The organism is Prevotella sp. LMAG:51 (assembly GCF_008680225.1).
Classification (GTDB): domain Bacteria; phylum Bacteroidota; class Bacteroidia; order Bacteroidales; family Bacteroidaceae; genus Prevotella; species Prevotella pectinovora.
Genome location: NZ_NALQ01000026.1, coordinates 14,027 through 38,203, shown reverse-complemented (window position 1 = coordinate 38,203; position 24,177 = coordinate 14,027). Strand labels below are relative to the sequence as shown.

Below are 24,177 nucleotides of genomic sequence, written 5' to 3'. Positions count from 1 at the left end.
GTAATCAAGTAATTACGTTCTAATGACCGATTTGGGTTAAAGGAAAACGAGCCATCGGAAATCCCAACGAACATCATCATTTTATCTTCATTATCTCTTCCATAAACTCCTGCAATCGCAGAAGACCGTAACTCCCTGACATACAACTCTGCTCGTCGTAACAAGAAACCGAATCCGGCTTTATCCCGGGATAATAGACCAAGAACGGAACAGGCTCATCTACATGAGTCCTCAGCTCTACAGGTGTAGGATGATCTGGCAGGAGGGCGATGCAGACCGGTTCCTTCCAATCGGAAAGTTCTGAACATATCGTCCCCATTACGCGAAGATCAATATCTTCAATCGTCTTCAACTTCAACTGTAAATCTCCATCATGGCCAGCCTCATCACTCGCCTCTATATGAAGGAACACAAAATCATCAGTCCGCAAAGCATCGATTGCCGCTTTTGCCTTGCCTTCATAATTGGTATCCGCAAGCCCTGTAGCACCATCAACATCGACAACTTTCAATCCGGCATATTGTCCAATACCCCGAATAAGATTGTCTGCAGAAACCACAGCGCCGCTTCTTACTTCAGGATATTTCTCACTTAATGTCAACATAGACGGACGATACCCTCCACCCCATGGCCATATAAGATTTGCAGGTGGCAAACCACAGGAGCGTCTGTTTATGTTGACTTTATGTTTTCCCAACAATCCTTGAGATTTGAGAATCAAGTCGTTCAGGATGTCCGAAGTTTCCTTCGGACTCAAACGGTTGTGCTTCACCCCCAAACTGTCAAAATAGCAATCATCGCCAGAATGTTCATAACCTTCTTTTGGCCTTACCAACAGGCCATGCCAATCTTTGTTGATGGAATCATGAGGCAACGCGCATTCTATATGTTTGTTGCCACCTTTTATCACAAGCAGATGCCGGTATTGCGAACCTCTATGGAAATGTAATCTCTCGTCAGCAAGTTCTGCATTGAGACAATCAATGAGCTGAAAGGACTCTTGTGTAGTAACATGTCCTCCATGATGATATACTATTCGTCCACGCTCGTCAACGGAAATCAGACTGACTCGAAGCGCTAAATCACCGGGCCTCATTTCATATCCTATGCTTGCAGCTTCGAGAGGACCACGCCCTTCATAAACTTTCTCCTGGTCATATCCGAGAATCACGCTATTGGCAACATCACTCCCCGGACTGAAACCATCAGGTATCGTTACCAACCGACCAGTACGCCCATTACAGGCAAGCGCATCCATATTGGGCACATCGGCAAACTGCAAGAGAGTCTTGCCTCCGAGCCTTTCAACTGGATGATCAGCCATTCCGTCGGCTACGATTACCAGATGTTTCATTCCAAATTCAGATTATAGCTTTCCTATATGTCATCTTTTTGCCAGTTTATGAAAAAGAATCATATATTGGCAATAGACATGATGTTTGCAAACACGCCAGCCGCCGTCACACCTGCTCCAGCTCCATATCCTTTTATCTGCATCGGATATTCATGATATCTTTCTGTAGTAAGGAGTACGACATTGTTTGAACCTTCAAGCATATAGAACGGATGCTGCTGGCCAACTGCCTCAAGAGAGACGCTCGTCTTGCCATGGTTCATCTTTGCCACAAAGCGCCAACGCTTGCCTTCGTTCTGAAGTTCCTCACGTTTCTTCTCGAAGCAGGCATCCAACGTCGGGAGATTATTCCAGAATTCTTCAACTGTACCATTGAAAAAGCCGGACGGAATGAAAAGGTTCTTCTCCACATCCTCTTGCTCAACCTTATATCCTGCCTCACGTGTCAGGATGACAAGTTTGCGTATTACATCCTTGCCGCTCAAGTCGATGCGTGGATCCGGCTCACTATAGCCTTCCTCTTTTGCTCTTCTCACAGTTTCGGAGAAAGGAACGTCTGCTGATATTTCATTAAATATAAAGTTTAACGTACCGCTGAGAACTGCCTCTATCTTAAGTATCTTATCTCCAGAATTACACAAGTCCTTTATCGTGCCCAATATTGGCAATCCTGCTCCGACATTCGTTTCATAAAGGAATTTCACTCCACGACGCAAAGCCGTCTCCTTAAGTTTCAGATAGCTGTCATAATCACCCGAAGCTGCCACCTTGTTTGCAGCCACTACGGAAACGTTATGTTCGAGAAGCTCCTGATACAGCGCCGCCACGTCGGCACTAGCCGTACAATCCACGAAAACGCTGTTGAAGGTATTCATGCTTATGATCTCATTCTTCAGCTTCTGAGTGTCGCTTTCTGCTGATTCTTTCAGCAAAGCCTGATAGTTGTCCAGGTCAATGCCGTTGTGGTCAAAGATTGCCTTATGGCTTGAAGCGATACCCACGACATTAAGCTTCAGCCGCTGCTTTTCCATAAGCTCCGTGTACTGCGATTTTATCTGTCCTATCAGGTTTCCGCCCACCGTGCCGACTCCACAGATGAAGAGGTTCAGCACCTTGTACTCGCTGAGGAAGAAAGAGTCGTGAATTACGTTCAATGCCTTATACAATGATTTCCCGTCCACCACGAATGAGATGTTTGTCTCTGAAGCACCCTGTGCACACGAAATGACACTTATACCGCTTCTTCCGAGAGTGCCGAAGAGCTTACCGGCAACTCCTGGCGTATGCTTCATGTTCTCGCCTACGATGGCCACTGTTGCCAGTCCGCTTTCAGCATGCATCGGGAACATGGCTCCGGTCCTGATTTCCTTTGAGAATTCATTGTTGAGCACAGCTACAGCTTCCTCCGCATCCACGTCTCTGACACCGATAGAAGTGGAATTCTCTGATGAAGCCTGTGACACCATGAATACGGAAATGCCATTCTCTGCCAAAGCCGTGAATATTCGGCGGTTGACACCAATGACACCAACCATCGAAAGTCCTGCAACGGTAATCAGTGTCGTTCCCTTGATACTCGAGATACCCTTGATTGGCTTTGAATCATTCTCCACATGGCTCAGAATCGTTGTTCCCGCACTATCGGGATTAAAGGTGTTCTTCACCTTTATAGGTATGTTCTTGACACATACCGGATAGATAGTAGGAGGATACACTACTTTTGCACCGAAATTACAAAGCTCCATAGCCTCAACATAACTGAGCTCGTTGATAGTATATGCAGTATGTATCACCTTAGGATCGGCCGTCATGAATCCGTCGACATCAGTCCATATCTCCAAGACTTCGGCATCCAATGCTGCGGCGATGATAGAAGCCGTATAGTCGCTTCCTCCTCTGCCGAGATTAGTAATTTCTCCAGTATTTCTGTCTGTGCTGATGAATCCAGGCACAACAGACTTCTGTGTCCTGTTTCTGAACGTTTCCTTCACGGCGTTGGCGGTAACCTCGCTGTCGAGCACGTTCTTGCCATGTTTCTTGATAGTCTTTATGAAGTCCAGAGAGTTGTACCTCTTTGCGCCATTTACCAGCGTCGCCACGATATGGCTGCTAAGTCTCTCTCCGTAACTCACGATTGCGGCCTGGATTTTGGGACTCAGGTCGTGTATCAGATATACTCCATAGTAAATGGACTTAAGTTCTTCAAACAATCTATCTATGGTATGGAGAAGTCCGCTCTTTTTTTCTTCATCATCAATTATTGCGTCAACCATTTCATAATGACGCTTCTGCATGAATTCAAACTCCGCCTTATACGATTCATCTCCACCAAGGGCCAACTTAGAAGTGGCTATGAGTTTGTCAGTGATGCCGCCGAGAGCGCTTACAACAACGATAACGTCATCATTCTCCCCCTCCACGATTTTCTTCAAGCTCAAAATACTTTCAACAGAACCGACCGAGGTTCCGCCAAACTTCAATACTTTCATACCTTAATTTCTGATATCTATTGTTATGCTATATTTCTTTTTAAGACTGCAAAAGTAATAATAATTGTTTTGGTACACAATATATCAGGTATCAAAAAGAAAATCTACGACTACAATATCCCGTATAAATCCGGACAAATATTTGTGCAATGAAAAAAAATACGTAAATTTGCATCGTAAATAAGATTTCTAACGCCGTCTGCAACCACAGAAGGCGCAATGAGACTTAAAGCAAAATTATTATCATACAACTTAAAACTTTAAATTTATGAAAGCATTAAAAACAGACAAGGCTCCTGCAGCCATCGGTCCTTACAGCCAGGCAATTGAAGTAAACGGTTTCGTATTCGCTTCCGGTCAGATTCCTCTCAACCCAGCAACAGGTGAATTCGTTGAGGGTGGCATCAAGGAGCAGACCCGTCAGGCTTTGAACAACGCTCGCGAAATCCTCCGCTCTGCTGGTCTCGACCTCAGCAACGTTGTCAAGACATCTGTAATGCTTGCCGACATCAAGTATTTCGGCGAGATGAACGAAGTATACGCCGAGTTCTTCAACGAGCCATTCCCTGCACGCTCTGCATTCGCAGTGAAGGACCTTCCAAAGGGTGCCCTTGTTGAAGTTGAGTGCATAGCTGCAAAATAAGAATGAAAGACAGCATAATCATCGTGAGCGGCGGAATGGACAGCATTACGCTGCTCTACGATTTTAAAGACCGCATAGCGCTCGGCATCTCCTTTGACTACGGCAGCAACCATAACGCCAAAGAGATTCCATTCGCAGAGATGCATTGTCAGAGACTTCGCATCCCACACATAACGATTCCTCTAGATTTCATACACAAATATTTCAAGAGCAGCCTCCTGGAGGGAGCAGAAGCCATACCCGAAGGCCACTACGAGAATGAGAACATGAAGTCTACAGTAGTACCTTTCAGAAATGGAATCATGCTCTCCATTGCCGCAGGAATAGCCGAAAGCTGGGGCCTGGACAACGTCTTCATAGCCAATCACGGCGGAGACCACGCCATATACCCAGACTGCAGGCCTGAATTCATCTCTGCCATGTGTGAAGCGACTAAAGCCGGTTCATACAACAACGTGAAGATTTCGGCACCTTATACCAACATCACGAAGGCAGACATCGCAAGAAAGGGAAAAGAACTCGGCATCGACTACACCGAAACCTGGTCTTGCTACAAGGGCGGAGAGAAGCATTGCGGCAAATGCGGGACTTGTGTCGAGAGAAAGGAAGCCCTTAAAGACGCAGGAATCACAGACAATACCCAATACGAAGAATAGGGGCAATTCCTCTCAAATACGCATTTCAGAATATTAATTCCAATGGAATAATATCAAAGTATCATTCTCACAAGAAAAATCAATGACAAACCACTGAGAGTCAATCACTTGTGAGAATGATACTTTTTAGATTATTTTACATAAAAGTATCACGGAAGTATCACAGAAGTATCATTGGCATCTTTTGAATAATGAACTGTGCCACCCTCCAATATTCCACAATTCAGACAAAACTTGGGCGGTATCTTAAAAAACACCGCAGCAGCCATATTCACCCTGCGGTTTGCGCATGACAAACCACCGTGTTTCAAGACAAAACCCTATAGGTTAACAAAGCCAAACAGCCAATTTACACATCCACAAACACCTATAAGACAACATTTCTTTCCTCAGAAAAGCATTACCACAGAATGATAAAAACAAAGATAATCAAGAAATTGATTATTTATCTTTGCCAGTTAGCTTTTTTATCCTATCTTTGCAAATTAAGATAAGCAGCAGCCCGGCATGACATTCACACAGGCTTGATCTTGTGCATTCGGTCTGCATCATCTATCTTCCACGAACCGGCTGAAGCCGGAAATCTGGATGTTTGAGACAAAAGGAATATAAAACAACTAAAATGTAAATACGATGAACTTGAAAGTGCGTCTGGCGATAATGAACTTCCTGGAATTTGCAGTCTGGGGAGCATACTTGACCTCTATGGGCCAATATCTTGGCAAAGCAGGAATGGGAACAGAAATATCATGGTTTTATGCCATCCAGGGCATAGTGTCCATATTCATGCCCACATTGATGGGAATCGTTGCCGACAAATACATACAGCCACAAAGGCTGCTCGGACTTTGTCATCTGGCAGCAGGATTAGGCATGGTGGCATTATGCATGATTGGAGAGTTCAACGCAATGCCAGACAAGGTAGTCTTCATGACCGTATACACATTGAGCGTGGCTTTCTACATGCCTACCCTGGCATTGTCTAACACCGTAGCATTCAAGATTCTACAAAACCATGGACTTGACACCGTGAAGGACTTCCCCCCTATCAGAGTGTTGGGAACAGTAGGGTTCATAATCACCATGTGGTTTGTGAATTGTGCCGCGATAAACGATGGAGCATTCACTCTGACTATCGCCGAAAACAGCAGCAAATTCCAATACACCCATCTGCAGTTCCTCGTGTCGGGCATTCTAAGCATCGTCCTCTTTGCATACTGTTTCTCACTGCCCCAATGCAAAATCGAGAAGCACCAAGACAACAAAGGCAAGAAGTCGATGGCAGAAATCCTCGGACTCGATGCTTTCAAGCTGTTCAAGTCAAGAAGAATGGCAATGTTCTTCATATTCTCAGGCCTTCTCGGAATGTCGTTGCAGGTGACAAACGGTTTTGCCACTCCTTTCATCACACATTTCAAGGCAGATCCGGCACTTGCCGATACATTCGCGGCAAACAACGCCACCCTGCTCGTATCGATTTCTCAAGTAGCTGAGGCATTCTGCATTCTTCTGATACCTTTCTTCCTGAAACGCTACGGAATAAAGAACGTGATGCTCTTGGCTATGCTCGCCTGGGTACTGAGATTCGGATTCTTCGGTCTCGGTGGTCCTGCATTCCCAGGAGTGACGCTCCTGATTCTTTCGTGCATAGTATACGGCATGGCTTTCGACTTCTTCAACGTTTCCGGCGGACTATTCGTCAATGCGGAATGCGACAAAGAGCTACAGGCATCAGCACAAGGACTGTTCATGCTAATGACTAACGGACTCGGTGCTACAATCGGCACTATACTTGCCGGTATGATTGTGAACCACTACTGCCATTGGACAGAAGACGGATTCCTTGTAGGTGAATGGCAGACATGCTGGTTCATTTTCGCAGGATTCGCTCTTGCCGTAGGTATAGGCTTCGCCTTGCTGTTCAAGGAGAGAGAAACGAAATGATACAAATAGCTATCGGCTAAACAAACGGTAAAAACAAACTTGAAAGCTGATATGGACAAAACAAGACTTATATTCGACAATGCGACAGAAATAGCCGGCAACAAGGAAATTGGCATCTTGTCACTTACAGACCTTGACAAGACACGCCAATTATCCATAGTCTGTGAGCGTAACGTGGCTTTGGAAATAGACAAGAGAAAGTCGCCAGAACCTGTAAATGACAATTTACTGCCTGAGGTTCTCGTGAAACTGCTGACCAAAAACACGAACAGCATTTTCGAAATCCTCATCACAGACATCGTTGACGGACAATACAAAGTCTACGTGTTCAACGCCGACACCCTCGACTACACGCCAATAAGAGCGAGCGACGCTGTGTTGCTCTCAATGGTTGCCGACATTCCGATATTCATCTCAGAAACACTCATGAGACAACAGTCTGTAGAATATACAGGAAAAAAGACAGGAGTTACGGTACCCATCAACGCCATAAGCATACCAATGCTCGAAGAGTCCTTGAAAAAAGCAATAGACTCGGAGAATTACGAAATGGCGTCGAAACTGAGAGACGAGATTAACAAAAGAAAAAAAGACTCATAAAGCTTTACTTACATGAAAGAGGCAAGATACTTTTTTGTTCCAGATGCAGAATCATCCACCGAACTGCCTGCTGAAGAGGCTATGCACGCATTAAGAGTTTTGCGGCTGAAAAGCGGCGACGATATGTTTCTGATGGACGGCAACGGCAATTTCTTCAAAGCGAAGGTGACTCTGGCTGCGACAAAACACTGCATGTATGAAATCACAGAAAAGATGCCACAGGAAAAGACATGGAACGGAAACATCTGCATTGCCGTTGCTCCTACCAAGATGATGGACCGTATAGAATGGTTCGCAGAAAAAGCCACCGAGGTAGGCATCGACGAACTTGCTTTCCTGAACTGCCAGTTTTCTGAAAGAAAGGTATTGAAAACACTACGTCTGGGCAAAATCATAATATCAGCAGTAAAACAAAGCCGCAAACCATACAGGCCACAACTCACACCACTCACACGCTTCAATGATTTCATAAAAAAAGAAAGAGCCGGACTGAAATTCATAGCCCATTGTTATGAAGAAATACCCAGCGTAGACTTCTTCGACACGGCAAGCAAAGAGAAAGAACAGGCTTCGAGCGATGGCATCACGGTACTTATCGGACCAGAAGGCGACTTCTCTATCGACGAAGTGAGAGAAGCGATGAAATACGGTTTTACACCCATATCGCTTGGCAAAAGCAGACTACGCACAGAAACAGCAGCCTTGTATGCCGCGATGTGCGCCCAACTGATTTGCAGAAAAGATTAAAGAAACATAGTTCAATAGGTAAATAAATTACTGGTGAAATGAAACTGACAGGAAAATCATTTATGCATTTACTCGTTTTAATGTCGTGTATTTGCATCAACTTGTCTTGCTCAAACGATGACTATACAAATGCCATCCCGGCAAACAGCAAAGCGATAATATCAATAGATGCCGGAGAAATGGAGCCAACAGACGGCAATGACGGCAAAGGTATTATATCGGCACTTTTCAAAGACTGCGGGATAGATGAAAGCGGACTGGACTTGACAAGCAGGATATATCTCTTCGAAACGGTAGAAGGCAATCTTGGAGCCTGCATGAAGGTGGACGACAGCGACGACCTCAACACCTGCTTTGAAAAGCTGAAGGAAAAGGGGATATGCGACAAAGTCATTAAAAAGCGCGATTTCAATTTCACTCTGCTCAAAGGCTCATGGGCTATCGGCTACAACGACAAGGCCATGCTGATACAAGGACCGATACTTCCCGCCCAACAAGCTGATGCAATCAGAGCAATCGGAAGGTGGCTGAAACAAGAAGATGACGATGGTATAAAGAGTTCACCCCTATTCGAAAAGCTGAACAGCATCGAAGGCTCTATGACAATGGTGGCACAAGCTGACGCACTTCCAGAAAAACTCTCCATACCATTCACCATAGGACAGCCAAAAGGCTCTGACGCTTCACAAATACTCATAGCAGCCTCGATGACTGCGACAAAAGACGGATGCCTGTTGATAAACGGAAATACGTTCTCGCTAAACAAACAGGTGGATGAAGAACTACAGAAATCAACTGGGAAATTAAGGAAAATAAACGGCAGATACACCAACAATATATCAGGGAAATCGCTCTGCAGCATATTCATGAATGTCAACGGACCGGATTTCGTTGATATAGCACACAACAATCCTGCACTCGGAGCACTTCTGGCTGGAGCAAATACCGCAATCGACATGGATAATATCCTAAGATGCGTAAATGGGGATTTTGCAATCAGCATCGGATCATACGACGAAAACGACATGAAAATTTCGATGGTCGCACAACTGGCAAACAGGAATTTCCTCAAAGACGTGGATTATTGGAAAAAATCATGCCCGGCAGGAACACAGATTGAAGATTGCGGCAAAGACTATTTCCACCTTAAAGGCAGCGAGACATCGCTCTGGTTTGGAGCATCAGACAGCAACGAATTCTTTGCAAGTTCAGACAACGACATTGCCACAAACATACTGAAGCCAAGCCTTCACCCAATACCGCGATCTATCACTAAACACATACAAGGCAACCGATTGTGCATGATTCTGAACATATCAGAAGGTTTTGGTGACAACAAGGCGCTTTCAAACGCTGCCGACATCATCAAGCCGATATTCGGAGACATCAAGACTATAATATATACTCTGAAATAAAGTCACAAGACAATATAAAATGAAGACAATAACTTTTGACAAAATCATTCCCAACGTATTTTCCAGCCAACAAGACATCGACTCTGAAATATGGAATTGCAAAGCCGAATTTGAAAAGGGCAAGCTGTATCTTGTTGAAGCAGAAAGCGGAAAAGGCAAAAGCACATTCTGCAGTTACATCCTCGGCTACAGACATGACTACGAGGGAACAGTAAGATTCGACAATGCCATCACTTCAGAATTCAAAGTGAAAGACTGGACTGAAATACGCAAGAAGCATATCGCATTTCTATTCCAGGAACTCAGACTATTCCCAGAGCTGACCGCATGGGAAAACGTGCAGATAAAAAACGACATAACCAAATTCAAGACAGAAAAAGAAATTAAAGAATGGTTTGAAAAATTGGGAATATCAGACAAGCTTGAGAGCAAAGCCGGAAGGATGTCATTCGGCCAGCAGCAGAGAGTGGCGATGATCAGAGCTCTTGTACAGCCATTCGACTTCATTTTAGCCGACGAACCCATCAGCCACCTCGACGACAAGAACTCTGAAGCAATGGCAGAAATAATGATGAATGAAGCCCGAAGACAGGGAGCCGGCATAATCGTAACAAGCATCGGCAAACACATGGAATTAAATTACGATAAAACATACAGATTATGAAACTCGTTTGGAAACTTCTAAGACAACATATCAGCATCCCACAATTCATCGGATTCTTCTTTGCAAACCTTTTCGGAATGTTCATAGTATTGTTGGGATTCCAATTCTACAATGATGTTCTGCCGGTCTTCACGTCACAAGACAGTTTCATGAAGGCTGACTATCTGATAATAAGCAAGAAAATCGGAGCTGGCAGCACTCTGTCTTCATCATCAAACACATTCAGCAATTCAGAAATTGAAGACCTCAAAGAACAAAGTTTCACAAAGAAAACAGCAGCCTTTACATCTACTGAATACAAAGTAGACGCGAATATGGGCATAAACGGACAAACGATTCTGAACTCAGAACTTTTCTTTGAGAGTGTTCCTGACGGCTTTGTAGACGTGTCGCTACAAGACTGGAAATACACGGAAGGCAGTCACGAAGTGCCGATAATACTACCACGCACATATATTAATATGTATAACTTCGGATTTGCCCAGTCTCACTCTCTTCCCAAAATAAGCGAAGGGTTGATGGGAATGATAGACTTCAAGATCTTCATACACGGCAATGGACACAAAGATGAATACAAAGGAAAAGTGATCGGATTCTCAAGCAGACTGAACACGATACTCGTTCCGCAGAAGTTCATGGACTGGAGCAATAAGCTCTACGCTCCAGAACAACACTCAGAACCATCCAGACTGATAGCAGAAGTGGGAAATCCTGCAGATGAAAACATCTCTCAATACTTGGACAAAAAAGGCTATGAAGTGGATACGGACAAGCTGCAAGCAGAAAAGACAACATATTTCCTCAGAATGATAGTGACGCTCGTCATGGGTATCGGATTGATAATAAGCGCACTGAGTTTCTATATACTCATGCTCAGCATATACCTTCTGGTTCAAAAGAACTCTTCGAAGCTAGAAAACCTGCTCCTTATAGGATACAGCCCACGCAAAGTTGCCCTGCCCTACCAGATACTTACGATAGTACTCAACATCACGGTATTGGCAATAACATGGACGATACTATACTTCGTGCGCAACTATTATATGGGCATTATAGAAACACTTTTCCCGCAGATTGAAGACACGACGATGATAAAGTCTATAACACTCGGAATAATACTTCTGGTGTTCGTTTCTGCAATCAACCAAATCGCCATCCACAGGAAAGTGATGAATATTTGGAAAAGGAAAGAATAAGGACAAGCGAAAATACAAGATAACATTCATATTTAAAATTAAACAAAAACATTATGGTAATTGATTTTGATAAAATAGGAAAAAACTCCATCCTTAACTTCAAAGGGGGAGAAGGCGAACTGATAACCCGAAATTTTGTTGACGACGACAACAAAATCATGTTCAGCATCCTTAAACCTGGAGCATCAACAGGATACCACCTACATGACGGCAACTGTGAGATTATTTATATAGTAGAAGGAGAAGCCACCTTCAATTACGACGGAGAAACTGAAATCGTAAAAGCAGGAAAAGTGCATTACTGCCCAAACGGACATTCGCATTCCATGAAAAACAATACTGATAAAGATATGGTCTATTTTGCAGTTGTCACGGCATTAGCAAGATAAATAATGGCAAAAACAGCGTAATTCTGTATAGAAAAAGCAAAAAAACAAGCATTTTGGAAAATTATACGCAAAAAAGTTTGGTATTAAAAAATAAAACGCTACCTTTGCACCGCATTAAGAGAAATGCTGATAAATAAATTGCTTGGAAGTTTGGGTGAGTGGCTGAAACCAGCAGTTTGCTAAACTGCCGTACGTGTTTAACGTACCGGGGGTTCGAATCCCCCAGCTTCCGCAATTTAAACATGATGGTGGATTCATCTAATGGTTAGGATACAAGATTCTCAATCTTGGCATAGGGGTTCGATTCCCCTATCCACTACAGAATGTTTTTATCAACAATCTCTTCAAAGCAATCATAAGATGGTGGATTCATCTAATGGTTAGGATACAAGATTCTCAATCTTGGCATAGGGGTTCGATTCCCCTATCCACTACCAGAATAGAGTTACAGAAATGTAACTCTATTTTTTTTGCCACACCTATAAACTCTATGGAATATTCAGTGGGCGAATTTGAAAATGGTCTACGCCTCAAGAGACGCAGACCATTATATATTACAAGAAAACAAAATCATCTGTTACTATTGCCCTTAAGCTTGAACTCCGTTTTCACGCCTTTAATCTTCTCACCATTTGCCAACTTAAGCACCTGCTTTGCCTTATTGCGAGCAACAGCGACATAGCAATAACGGTCTGCCACGTCAATACGACCTATCTGATTTGAAGTGAGACTGCATTTCTTACACAAGAAGCCCAACACGTCACTCTTTGAAATCTTGTCTTTCTTGCCCTTTCCGATATATATAGTAGCCATGCGAGGCTGTGGAATATCTCCCAAATCATCAGGAATGACATATTCAGGAAGTTCCTGGTCAACAAATTCCGGCAATTTCTCTTCAGGCCCTAAAAGAACAAAGGCACGGCCGACAGCATCCCAACGGGCTGTTCGACCTACCCTATGAGTATATTCCGCCTCACCCTGCGGCAAATGATAATGGATTATATTATCAACATCTGGAATATCCAAGCCACGAGAAGCGAGGTCGGTGCTTACAAGAACCGTAGACGAGCCGTTACTGAACACATAAAGGTTGTCCTCCCTGTCCTTTTGTTCAAGACCACCATGATAAGTGCTCGTCACAAAACCCTGTTCGGAGAGATATTTAGCAGTTCGCTCCACACTATCCCTATAGTTCAGGAAAACGATGCTGCTTGAGTTTCCGAAACTACGCAACAGTCTCGACAACGTTTCCAACTTATCCTTCTGCGGACTTCTGACTACAAAGTTTGATATACGGTCGGAAACACTGATTCCGGAATCCGGTTCGGTATAGTCTATTTCACTCACCTTATCGATATTTACGAAAAGCGGAATTTCGTTAGAACGTGTTGCCGACAACAAGATTCTTCTTTCCAACAGCGGAAGACTCTTGAACACCTGCTTCATCTCTTCCTCGAAACCCATCTCCAGACACTTGTCGAATTCATCAAGCACAAGGAACCTCACGCTTCTCGGATTGATATTCCCTTTTGACACATGGTCATTGAATCGACCAGGAGTGGAAAACACGACATGCGGCAGCACTTTCTTGATTTCCTTATGCTCTTCCATCGCTGTTCTACCACCATAAAGGGCAAGGCCGCGCAACGGAACACCCATTGAACGCAGGACTTCAACAGACTGTTTTGCAAGTTCTCTACTCGGAACAATAACTACCGCCTGAAGAAAATCCACGGTTGTGTTGAGTTTGAAAACAAGCGGCAAGAGATACGCCAACGTCTTACCACTACCCGTAGGAGAAAGGATAACGACATCATCTGCTGTTGTACTCATCGCCTTCGCAACATCAAGCTGCATTTTATTGAGCGACTCTATATGCAGTTTCTCAAGAATGGAATCAATATTCATAATTATATAGGATATTTGTTAAACGAGATAATATATCATGTCGGACAAGCGACACGCCAAAACCTCTGTCTTTTTATTTAATGGTATTTTTACCTTACCGCTTAATCCCCAAAGGAAAGACAATCAGAATGGCGGTTCAGAGACAGGTATCACCCCCGGATCAATAAATGGAGGGGGCACATCGTCACCGCCATTCAGACGGCTACCCACAATCTCCCCGCCGATATCTCCAGCATTTGACATGCGGCTCTCATCGGGATTCTCAAATCGCGTGAATGCACCCTTGAAAGTAAGCGTGACATCTCCTGTGGCGCCCTTACGATGCTTTGCGATAATCACCTGTGCCATACCTCTCAAATCATTGCCATGATCATCCTGGTAAATATGGTAATACTCTGGACGATGCACAAAGAGTACCATATCGGCATCCTGCTCAATGGCTCCAGACTCACGCAAGTCGCTCAACTGAGGACGCTTGCCGTCAAGTCCATCTCTGTTTTCCACAGTACGGTTGAGCTGTGAAAGGGCAAGGATAGGGATGTTCAATTCCTTTGCAAGACCTTTCAGCGAACGGCTGATAGTAGACACCTCCTCCTGACGGCTTCCGAAACGTGCACCATTGGCATTCATAAGCTGCAAGTAGTCGATCATTATCACCTTGACCCCTTTCTCTCTCACAAGGCGTCGCGCCTTGGTACGCAACTCAAAGATTGACATACCGGCAGTATCATCTACATATATCGGCGAATTCTGCAATTTTCCTACGTTAGCATCAAGTCGTTTCCACTCCTCATCATCCAGCTGGCCATTAAGGATTTTGCGTCCCTCCACCTCACATACATTCGAGATAAGACGGTTGACCAGCTGCACATTGTTCATCTCAAGAGAGAAAAAGGCAATCGGTATATTGTAGTCTACCGCTATATTCTTTGCCAGAGAGAGGGCAAATGCGGTCTTACCCATGGCCGGACGACCGGCTATGATTACAAGGTCACTCGCTTGCCAACCAGCCGTTATCTCGTCCAACTTGCGGTAACCCGTCGGCACACCGGTAAGTTCACCTTTGTTTTCAGCCGCTTTCTGCAGAATTTTGATAGCCTCCTTCACAACAGGATCTACTTGAGTATAATCCTGGCGAAGGTTCTTTTGAGAAAGTTCAAAAAGACTCGACTCGGTTTCCTGCATCAGCTCATCCACGTCTACGGTATCATCAAACGCCTTTGTCTCTACAACGCTGGCGAAAGAAATCAGCTGCCGGGCCATATATTTCTGAGCCAGAATATGAGCATGATACTCAATGTGTGCAGAAGATGCCACATGTGAACTCAGTTCTATGACATAAGCCTCTCCTCCCACTTCTTCGAGAGTGCCTTCATGTTTCAGTTCCTCTATGACAGTAAGGATGTCTACAGGTCGCTCGTCAATATTAAGCTTTTGTATTGCGCTATAAATCTTCTGATTACGTGGTTCGTAAAAAGTTTCGGGATGCAATATCTCACCAACTATGGTGAAAGCATCTTTATCTATCATCAAAGCTCCAAGAACAATCTTCTCAATATCCGGAGCCTGAGGCTGCAAATGACCATAATTATTATCTATCGGTCTATGTTGCGGACGTTTCGGTTGATTAGCCATATTTTGAATTTAATGAAATGTTTGCTATGATAATGCAAAGGTACAATAAAGTTTCACTCCAACAAAATTTCATTTAATACAGAAGATTACACTACTTTTCATTAAGGCATATCTATATAAAGCCAACAAATCGCAACAAATACTAAATAATAATGTAATATTGATAGTACAACATTGATGAAATTAAACTAATTTTAATTATTTTCCTTAATTATTTTACAGATTGAAACTAATCTATCTCTTTTGTAAACATACGTACAAAACAAGAGTTGTAAACACACAAATAATCATACAATAAAATGATGTCAACATAATTATCAGGAACAAAAAGTAAGAAAATCTTATCGTCAATGCCAAAAAGACAAGCATATTTCAAATTATGGAATACAAATCCAACATATTCCAATTTTTATTTGTAACTTTGCATTGAAAAGAATGCAGCGTCCCGGCTCTGCCGCTGGTAGCATCTGGCTACGAGAGGAAAGTCCGGGCAGCATAGGGTGCTCCGCTTCTGAAAATGGAAGCTATTGGCAACAGTAGGATACGACAGAAGAAAACAACCGCCATCCTTTGATAATAATGCGAGGATTCGAGTCTTCACTATATTATCCAAAACAAAAGAAGGATGGTAAGGGTGAGAAGGTGGTGTAAGAGACCACCAGTCGCTGGGTGACCAGCGGGCTGTGTCGTCCGGAGGCTGCAAGTTCGTGTAAACCATCGTTTGAGGATTGCCCGTCCGACTAACTCCGATGGAGGGTAGAATGCTTGAGACATGGGGTGACTCATGTTCTAGATAAATGGCAGGCGCCGGTATCGTCGAGAGGCTTTACCGGAACAGAACTCGGCTTATAGGGACACTGCTTTCTTTTTCATTTTTATAATTCATCCCAAATCAGCCATCAGGATCTGCTTGAAAAACGAAAAGCAACAATTAAGCAAAAACCGACTAAACAATATGGTGTGTAATGGCTGGTGGAGATTATTGCATCCGATATCTGGCATAATCAATCTTAATCAAAAAAAACGCACAATAGCATCAAATGACAATAAAAGACATAACTGATTTCTACAAAGTAGGAATTTGGCGAGACTACAGCAACAAACCTCAATCACAACGGCTGATTATCGCATCCTTTAGAATGCTGATACTGACCATTGAGAGTTTTACAACAAAAAGAATGATAAACAACGCTGCCGCACTCACCTACTCCACTCTCCTGGCAATAGTCCCTATCCTGGCAGTAGTCTTCGCTATAGCAAGGGGGTTCGGCTACAACAAATACATAGAAGAGTGGTTCAGAAATGTATTGTCGAGCCAGCCACAGGCTGCCGAAACGATAATCGGCTTCGTCAATTCGTATCTGATCCACACCAAAAGTGGAATCATACTCGGTATCGGACTTGTTTTCATGTTATGGACAGTAACGATGCTTATCAGGAACATCGAACTGGCCTTCAACAATATATGGCAGGTGAAGAAACCGAGAAGTTTCTTCAGGACTGTGACCGACTATATGGGAATGTTTATCCTTGCCCCTATCATCATTGTCGTCACATCCGGTATATCAATATTCGTAGCTACGGTGACAAGCCAGACAGAGGGCATAGAATTGTTTGCCCCGATGGTGAGGACATTGTGGGATATCATGCCCTTCGTTTTGATGTCAGCCATTTTCATAGCCCTTTATGTATTCATGCCAAACATAAGGGTAAAACTGAAATGCGCCATTTGGCCGGGAGTTTTGGCAGGTGTTGCCATGCAGGGACTACAGCTATTCTATATCCATTCGCAGATTTGGGTAAGCAGCTATAATGCAATCTATGGTTCATTCGCAGCCTTGCCGCTCTTCATGCTCTGGGTGCAGATATCATGGTCGATATGTCTTTTCGGCGCAGAGCTATGCTATACGAGCCAGAATATGGAAGAGTATGCCTTCCGCACGGAAACATACGAAATCAGTCCGCGATACCGCATGATAATGAGTATGCTGATCATGAGCATGATATGCAAGCGTTTTGAAAAAGGAGAATCACCGTACACGGCCCTTGAACTGAAGCTCAATACGAACATCCCCATACGCATAACACAAAACATACTATATGAGCTCATCGATCTCGGACTCATCAATGAAATATCAGGCGATGAAAAGGGAGACGTCAGCGTATATCAGCCGGCGCAAGACATATCAAGACTCAGCGTAGGGCGACTTATCGACAAATATGAAACAAAGGGGAAATGGGAACTCAAACTGAATATGTCTGAGGCGAACCATGAAAAATGGAACAAAGTAATTGCTGAACATTCGGCATATCTCAAGAAACAAAGAGAGATATTGCTGAAAGACCTGTGATTTAGCATAAGAATTACTAAAAATAAGAAGTAAACAAATGATGAACAAATGTATCATTTGGGACATACAAGTTTTTTTTGTAATTTTGCCATCATTAAGACGATTACATTATAAAGGTGTGGCGTCAGACAACTAATTAGAAACGTAAAATATAATAAAAATGGAATTACCTGATTTTATGTCATACTCCAACAAATTCACAAATGGTGAATTCTTGGAGAAAATAGCGAAAATAGCCAAACGTGCCGGTGCTAAACTTGTATACATCGCACTCGTGCTATATTACACCTTGCAGAGCGACAAAGTGTCTATCAAGGACAAAGCCATCATTGTAGGAGCTTTAGGCTATCTCGTCAGTCCGCTTGATGTAATACCGGATGCAATTCCAATCGTAGGTTTGGGAGACGATTTGGCAGTATTACTATATGTAATCGGCAAAATAGGCGATGTTTCTGAAGAAATCAAGGAGAAAGCCAAGAGCAAACTGACAAAATGGTTTGACGAGGACGAAATGGAAGAAATCAACGAGCTGAAAATGTAAAACCACAGACGTTAATCCAACAAATCATTTTCTGATATTCCATCATCAACAAGTATTAGTCTTGAACCCAAATCGGTCATTAGGCCGTTAAATGTATAATTTTAATAACTGCTTGCAGTCTTTTGTTTTTTTATAAGGTGCCTTTTGCTTGTTTTTAATTCGCAATAGCTCGCTATTACTCATTAAAAGCCAAACAAAACCCATCCTTCTAAAAAGCAAAATCCAAGCAAGCCCTAATGAACGATTCGGGTTGAAGCATTCATAAAACATGCTTAAAGACTAATACTTTTATTCAAATCATTTCTGCAACCTTTTCAGGCGACGCTTGGCTTCAGGAATATCAGGGCAAAGCTTCAGAGCCTTCTTATAATTGGCAATGGCTGCATCGTTCATTTTTTCCTTTTCACATTCCTTGCCAAGCATGACGTATTCTACAGCCAGACGCTTCAGAAAATCATCTTTTTCTTTCTTCTCTTCCAATAGACGCTGGTTTTCAGCACGCAACTTATTTACCACATTCAGTTTGCTACGGATAAACCGCCGGGCTAATGGCTTCTCTATATCATAACGACTATGTATAGCCTTGAAGAAGTTGTCGAGAAAGGATTCCATATCACCCTTGTCAAATGCCTTGACCGCATCATGATACTCCCTGTCCGCCTTAGATTCAGACAAAGCCTTGTTGATAACAAGAGAATCGTTATAATTTCTGGAAAAGGCAACTACCTCGGGGCGCACGAAAACATCACTCCTCCGTATTGGCTCTTTCAGAGTTATTCCCTCCAAAGAAGTACAACGTGAAAGTGCGACATAAGTCTGTCCACCGGCAAACACCCCACCAGTAAAGTCTATGTTGACATTTCTGAATGTAAGTCCCTGGCTTTTATGAACAGTAATAGCCCATGCCAAACGTATCGGGTACTGAGTGTAAGAACCTATCTCCTCTTCTTCTATCTTCTGTTCCTTGTCATTATATGTATAACGCATATTGCTCCAACATGCCCTCTCTACCTCCAATTCTCTGCCATCCTCGGAAACGATATATATAACGCCTTGCCCTTCGTCTATGCCCTCAATGACTCCTAAGGTGCCATTCACCCAGCGTTTGTCCAAATCATTCTTTATGAAAATGATTTGGGAACCGACTTTAAGGTCTAGTTGCATAGGAGTAGGCAGACTGCTTTCAGGGAAATCCCCTTTTATATCACCATAAAAAACTGATGCTTCGCCTGGCAATTTATCCAACTGGCATTGATTGATGTAATCAACTGTATCACGCCGTGTAGAGAGTGTTATCGACAGACCATTACTATCTGATGGGGAAACTGCCGCCACCCTATTGTTGAGAAGTTGCAAATCATTTGCAGTAACCATATTAGTCCGTATATGATCCAATATATTGATGAATGTAGAATCGGACTGGCGGTATACTTTTCTCAACTCAATGCTCACCAATTTGAAAGAACGGAAAACATGTGCATCAAAGAAATAAGGTGATGGATAAAAAGGGCGCAGGAACTGGCGGTCTTCTTCTTTCACCACGGGTTCCAACTGATATATATCACCTACAAAAAGCAACTGCTTCCCACCGAACGGTTCCCTCATATTTCGTGTATAGATTCGCAGAACCTTATCAATAAAGTCGATAATGTCTGCACGAACCATACTTATCTCATCTATAATGACAAGTTCCACCTCACGTATCAATTTTCTTTTCTCTCCATTATACTTGAGAGTTTCCTTGATATTCCTATTCGAAAAACGAGAATCCGTCGGAATCAATGGATGGAATGGCAATTTGAAAAAACTATGAAGCGTTGAGCCACCGGCATTAATAGCGGCAATACCTGTAGGTGCAAGCACTACATGTTTTTTCTTTGTATGCTGGCATATATATCGTAGGAAAGTAGACTTACCCGTCCCCGCCTTTCCTGTAAGGAAAAGCGAACGACGGGTAAAGTTAACTATCTGAAGAGCCTTCTTGAACTCCTCGTTTTCAGTATCAATGATATCTTCCATTTCGAGACACCTTCTCTTTCTCATAGAGGCTTGAAGAAGACTTCAATCTCTGAATATGGCAAATGAAAAGGCATTTATCCAATTCGTAAAATCGTCATCAGAAATCATCCAACGACATGTTGTGGTTCTTCGGTTTGCTGTTCTTTGGCTCAGCTTCACTTTGAGGCTTGGCATCCTCTGCCTTAGAGCCTTTATGCTGAGATTCTGGGCTCTGAATTATATTTCCATTTTCATCCAGGAACACTTCATCTTCCATAATGACAGCCGTACTGTCTGTCTGGGTCGTATCCTTCTTTACAGCAACATAACTTGAACAATTGTACATTCCGTAAGAAATGTCAGAATCTTTCGGTTTGTCGAAATGTCCATGATATCTTGAAAAATTAGGATCATTCATGACAGACTGCATGAAATAGCCACATACAGGCAATGCCGTTCTGCTACCCTGACCTAATGCTCCAGTACGGAAATGAATACATCTGTATTCGCCACCTACCCATGAACCGGCAACAAGCTTTGGACTTACACACATGAACCATGCGTCAGAATGGTTGTTTGTCGTACCTGTCTTACCGCCGAAATCCGTATCCTTGGCATTGCCTACGTATCCCCATAGACTCTGGGATGTTCCACCAGGTTCTCTCATTCCGCCCATCAAAAGCTGCTGCATGAAGAATGCGCTCTTATAGGGTATTGCCTGTTGCTCCTCTATATTCTCCTGATAAACGACTTTACCTTCTCTATCTACAATCTTCGTAACTAATGAAGGCAGCACATGCTTACCATTGTTTGCAACAGTACAATATGAATTAACCATATCGAGGAGTCTCACATCAGAAGAACCCAAAGCCAATGATGGGGCGTCATCAAGTTCATTTGTAATACCCATCTGATGCGCTGTGTTTATCACATTCTTTATGCCCATCTCCTGCCCAAGCCTTACGGCAATGGAATTGATGCTTCGGGCAAATGCGCTCTTCAACGGAATGGAGTCACCTGAGAATCTGCCGTTTGCATTGCTTGGAGTCCAAATCGTATTCTCATGCTTCACCTTGTCATACACTTCCATTCTGATGTATTCATCACGGCGCTTGTCGCATGGAGTGAGTCCTTGATTCATCGCTTCTGTATATACAAACAGTTTGAATGTAGAGCCAGGCTGACGGTCAGCTTCCACCTTGTCATATTTCCAAGTGTCAAAGTCGATATCTCCTACCCAAGCCTTCACAGCACCGGTCTGAGGTTCCATCGCAACAAAAGCGCAATGCATGAACTTAACCATATAACGAATGGAGTCAACAGTACTCATCTCCTTCTCAATCATTCCTTTTTCATAATCGAAAAGTTTCACCTTATGTGGTTTGTTGACATAATAGCTCACTGAATCCGGACTGTTAGGGAACCGTGCAAGAAGCTCTTGATAATAAGGTTGCTTCTGCAATATTCCTTCTATGAATCCTGGTATTACATTACCATTTTCATCGCGCCATGGCTCCTGGTTACCCCAATGACTGTTGAAATTCTTCTGTACCTGACGCATCTGTTTGGTAACAGCCGCCTCGGCATATTCCTGCATCTTGGAATCTATAGTGGTATAGATCTTCAATCCACTATTATATAGGTCATAGCCATTCTCCTTACACCAGTCTTTCAGATGTCTTGACACAGCCTCTCTGAAATACTTTGCCTGTCCGTCATAATTCTCTTCCTGATTGAAATCCAACTTGATCGGAAGTGCCGAAAGTGAATCGCAGACACTTCTAGACAAATCGCCATGCGTCACCATATTGTTGAGAACAACATTACGACGGTTCTTGCTGTTCTCCGGATTAGACTTCGGATTATAGAATGTGGTAGCCTTCAACATACCAACCAACACTGCAGCCTGTTCAGTCTTCAAATCTTTCGGGGTCGTGTTGAAATAGGTTTTTGCAGCCGTTTTGATGCCATACGAATTAGAACCGAAATCTACAGTATTGGCATACATCGTGATTATTTCCCGCTTTGAATAAACCGTCTCAAGTTTAACAGCAATAATCCACTCCTTGCTCTTCATTATCAAGATGCGAAGACCCGGTATCTTGCCGAGCAGGCCAGTAGAATAGTTCTTCCTCACTCTGAACATATTCTTTGCCAACTGCTGGGTTATAGTAGAAGCACCACGCGCACCATGATGAGTGGCAGCATCTTTCACGGCGCCGAACAAACCGATAGGATCGATACCAAGATGCTTATAAAAACGCTCATCCTCTGTATCAACCAATGCTTTGAAAAATGACGGGGACACTTCATCATACTTCACTGGAGTACGATTCTCATTAAAGAACTTTCCTATCATCTTGCCATCAGCACTATAAATCTCGGAAGCCTCGCTTACCTGAGGATCGAGTATTCCGGAGAAATAGCCAGGCGAGCTACCAAAAAGCCATAGGAAGTTTATGTCTACCATTCCAAGATAGAGGATAAATGCCACTATACTGGAACAGAAACCTAGTATGGTCTTTGTGTACCATGCCCTACCTTTATAAAGGTTCTTATACCATCTGAAGAAAGCACCAAGCTTCTTAATGACAAGAACAAAGATTTTTCTCAACTTATCAAGCATATAATGTCTACATTTATTTAACAATTACGTAAATTCAGAACAAAAGTACAAATTTACTTTAGATATATATCATTGTTTCTATATATTTTATGATTTCTTCAATATTGTCCGGGTGGAACCACTTGATTTGAGGGTCTCTTCTGAACCAAGTAAGTTGTTTGCGGCAATACTTACGACTGTCACACTTTATACGGAAAACGGCTTCATCCAGAGTGCATTTACCGTCAAAATATTCGAACAACTCTTTATATCCAACTGTATTCAACGAGTTGAGATGGCGGAAAGGATAAACTTCACGTGCCTCCTTTTCAAGTCCCGAACCGACCATCTCATCCACACGCTTGTTAATACGTTCATAGAGTTCGTCTCTGTCTCTATTAAGACCTATTTTAATGATATCAAAGGGACGTTCTTTTATTTTGTTTTTTCTGAATGAAGTATATGTCTTGCCTGTCATATGACATATTTCCAAAGCATGAACTATTCTTTTGGGATTCTTCTTGTCAACAATTGAATAATATTCAGGGTCAAGTTCCTCCAATTCAGCACACAAAGGCTCCAGCCCTTCGGTCGTATATCTGTCTTTCATCCATTGACGAGTTTTATCGTCAATGGTAGGTATATCGTCTATCCCGTTACAAACAGAGTCTATGTACATCATGCTGCCGCCAGTCATCAAAGCCAATTTTCTATCGCTGGAAAAATAACCAGACAGGAAATCCATCACGTCTTCTTCATATCTTGAAGCACTATAATAATCACCAAGCGATAGGTTTCCAACGAAATAATGCTTCACGCGTTGCTGTTGTTCCGGGGTTGGAGCAGCAGTACCTATAGGAAGTTCCCTAAACAATTGTCTGGAATCGGCATTGATAATTGGAATACGGAAATGCTCGGCTACGCGAAGACATAGTTCCGTCTTGCCTACGCCTGTAGGCCCAAGAATAACGAGAAGGGTATTTTTCATGAATACAAGAATGGAGTATACAATGTTTTTAAACGAAATGTGTTTGGCGAGCAA

The 24,177-nt window shown here is 43.0% G+C and carries 18 protein-coding genes, 3 tRNA genes and 1 other RNA gene; 15 read left to right on the top strand and 7 right to left on the bottom strand.

Features of this window, described 5'->3' with window-relative positions; translation table 11 throughout:
• Positions 1-76: 76 nt before the first annotated feature.
• Positions 77-1,354, bottom strand: a complete 1,278-nt coding sequence (locus tag CCC32_RS09380) for a cofactor-independent phosphoglycerate mutase (protein ID WP_287073987.1) — start codon at positions 1,352-1,354, stop codon at positions 77-79.
• Positions 1,355-1,413: 59 nt separating this feature from the next.
• Positions 1,414-3,843 (bottom strand): bifunctional aspartate kinase/homoserine dehydrogenase I, encoded by a 2,430-nt coding sequence (gene thrA, locus CCC32_RS09375; protein WP_287073985.1) that lies wholly within the window; start codon positions 3,841-3,843, stop codon positions 1,414-1,416.
• 268 nt (positions 3,844-4,111) lie between these two features.
• Between thrA and CCC32_RS09370 the strand changes: the two genes are divergently transcribed.
• The 12 genes from CCC32_RS09370 (at position 4,112) to CCC32_RS09315 (ending at position 12,534) form a co-directional block, all read left to right on the top strand.
• Positions 4,112-4,486, top strand: coding sequence for a RidA family protein (locus CCC32_RS09370; protein ID WP_022316572.1), 375 nt, complete (start codon positions 4,112-4,114; stop codon positions 4,484-4,486).
• 2 nt (positions 4,487-4,488) lie between these two features.
• Entirely contained in the window at positions 4,489-5,142 is a 654-nt protein-coding gene (gene queC / locus CCC32_RS09365; protein WP_042517575.1) for a 7-cyano-7-deazaguanine synthase QueC, read from the top strand.
• A gap of 633 nt (positions 5,143-5,775) precedes the next feature.
• A complete protein-coding gene (locus CCC32_RS09360) occupies positions 5,776-7,086 on the top strand; it encodes an MFS transporter (RefSeq protein WP_022316574.1) in 1,311 nt (436 codons plus the stop codon).
• A 51-nt stretch (positions 7,087-7,137) separates the two neighbouring features.
• The gene (locus CCC32_RS09355; protein ID WP_022316575.1) at positions 7,138-7,686 is read left to right on the top strand and encodes a bifunctional nuclease family protein; all 549 of its coding nucleotides are present in this window, start codon (positions 7,138-7,140) and stop codon (positions 7,684-7,686) included.
• A 12-nt stretch (positions 7,687-7,698) separates the two neighbouring features.
• On the top strand, positions 7,699-8,433 hold the full coding sequence (locus tag CCC32_RS09350) for a 16S rRNA (uracil(1498)-N(3))-methyltransferase (protein WP_287073981.1): 735 nt from the start codon (positions 7,699-7,701) through the stop codon (positions 8,431-8,433).
• Positions 8,434-8,495: 62 nt separating this feature from the next.
• Complete coding sequence (locus tag CCC32_RS09345) at positions 8,496-9,848, top strand: DUF4836 family protein (protein WP_287073978.1); 1,353 nt, start codon at positions 8,496-8,498, stop codon at positions 9,846-9,848.
• Between the two features lie 19 nt (positions 9,849-9,867).
• A complete protein-coding gene (locus CCC32_RS09340) occupies positions 9,868-10,512 on the top strand; it encodes an ATP-binding cassette domain-containing protein (protein WP_042517578.1) in 645 nt (214 codons plus the stop codon).
• A complete protein-coding gene (locus CCC32_RS09335; protein ID WP_042517580.1) occupies positions 10,509-11,708 on the top strand; it encodes a transporter in 1,200 nt (399 codons plus the stop codon). The genes CCC32_RS09340 and CCC32_RS09335 overlap by 4 nt, the downstream gene beginning before the upstream one ends.
• Positions 11,709-11,761: 53 nt before the next feature.
• The gene (locus CCC32_RS09330) at positions 11,762-12,097 is read left to right on the top strand and encodes a cupin domain-containing protein (RefSeq protein ID WP_022316580.1); all 336 of its coding nucleotides are present in this window, start codon (positions 11,762-11,764) and stop codon (positions 12,095-12,097) included.
• A 144-nt stretch (positions 12,098-12,241) separates the two neighbouring features.
• Positions 12,242-12,329: transfer RNA gene (locus CCC32_RS09325), tRNA-Ser, on the top strand.
• Positions 12,330-12,344: 15 nt separating this feature from the next.
• Positions 12,345-12,416 (top strand) — tRNA-Glu (locus CCC32_RS09320).
• A gap of 43 nt (positions 12,417-12,459) precedes the next feature.
• Positions 12,460-12,534: transfer RNA gene (locus CCC32_RS09315), tRNA-Glu, on the top strand.
• 133 nt (positions 12,535-12,667) lie between these two features.
• Here CCC32_RS09315 and CCC32_RS09310 read toward each other — a convergent pair.
• Complete coding sequence (locus CCC32_RS09310; protein WP_042517582.1) at positions 12,668-14,005, bottom strand: DEAD/DEAH box helicase; 1,338 nt, start codon at positions 14,003-14,005, stop codon at positions 12,668-12,670.
• A 123-nt stretch (positions 14,006-14,128) separates the two neighbouring features.
• Complete coding sequence (dnaB, locus tag CCC32_RS09305; protein ID WP_022316582.1) at positions 14,129-15,640, bottom strand: replicative DNA helicase; 1,512 nt, start codon at positions 15,638-15,640, stop codon at positions 14,129-14,131.
• A gap of 437 nt (positions 15,641-16,077) precedes the next feature.
• On the opposite strand from dnaB, the gene rnpB reads away from it, so the two are divergent.
• The 3 genes from rnpB to CCC32_RS09290 all read left to right on the top strand — a co-directional run bounded on the left by rnpB (position 16,078) and on the right by CCC32_RS09290 (position 18,532).
• An RNA gene (gene rnpB / locus CCC32_RS09300) (RNase P RNA component class A) lies at positions 16,078-16,505 on the top strand.
• Between the two features lie 175 nt (positions 16,506-16,680).
• Positions 16,681-17,991 carry a YihY/virulence factor BrkB family protein gene (locus CCC32_RS09295; protein WP_044064914.1) on the top strand — a complete coding sequence of 437 codons (1,311 nt, stop codon included), beginning with the start codon at positions 16,681-16,683 and terminating at the stop codon, positions 17,989-17,991.
• 160 nt (positions 17,992-18,151) lie between these two features.
• Positions 18,152-18,532 (top strand): YkvA family protein, encoded by a 381-nt coding sequence (locus tag CCC32_RS09290; RefSeq protein WP_022316585.1) that lies wholly within the window; start codon positions 18,152-18,154, stop codon positions 18,530-18,532.
• Between the two features lie 297 nt (positions 18,533-18,829).
• Here the strand turns inward: CCC32_RS09290 and CCC32_RS09285 are convergent, their stop codons facing one another.
• From CCC32_RS09285 to miaA, 3 genes are all read right to left on the bottom strand, one after another.
• Positions 18,830-20,551, bottom strand: coding sequence for an AAA family ATPase (locus CCC32_RS09285; protein ID WP_022316586.1), 1,722 nt, complete (start codon positions 20,549-20,551; stop codon positions 18,830-18,832).
• 97 nt (positions 20,552-20,648) lie between these two features.
• Positions 20,649-23,156 carry a transglycosylase domain-containing protein gene (locus CCC32_RS09280; protein ID WP_287073970.1) on the bottom strand — a complete coding sequence of 836 codons (2,508 nt, stop codon included), beginning with the start codon at positions 23,154-23,156 and terminating at the stop codon, positions 20,649-20,651.
• 58 nt (positions 23,157-23,214) lie between these two features.
• On the bottom strand, positions 23,215-24,123 hold the full coding sequence (gene miaA, locus CCC32_RS09275; RefSeq protein ID WP_287073968.1) for a tRNA (adenosine(37)-N6)-dimethylallyltransferase MiaA: 909 nt from the start codon (positions 24,121-24,123) through the stop codon (positions 23,215-23,217).
• Positions 24,124-24,177: the final 54 nt, after the last annotated feature.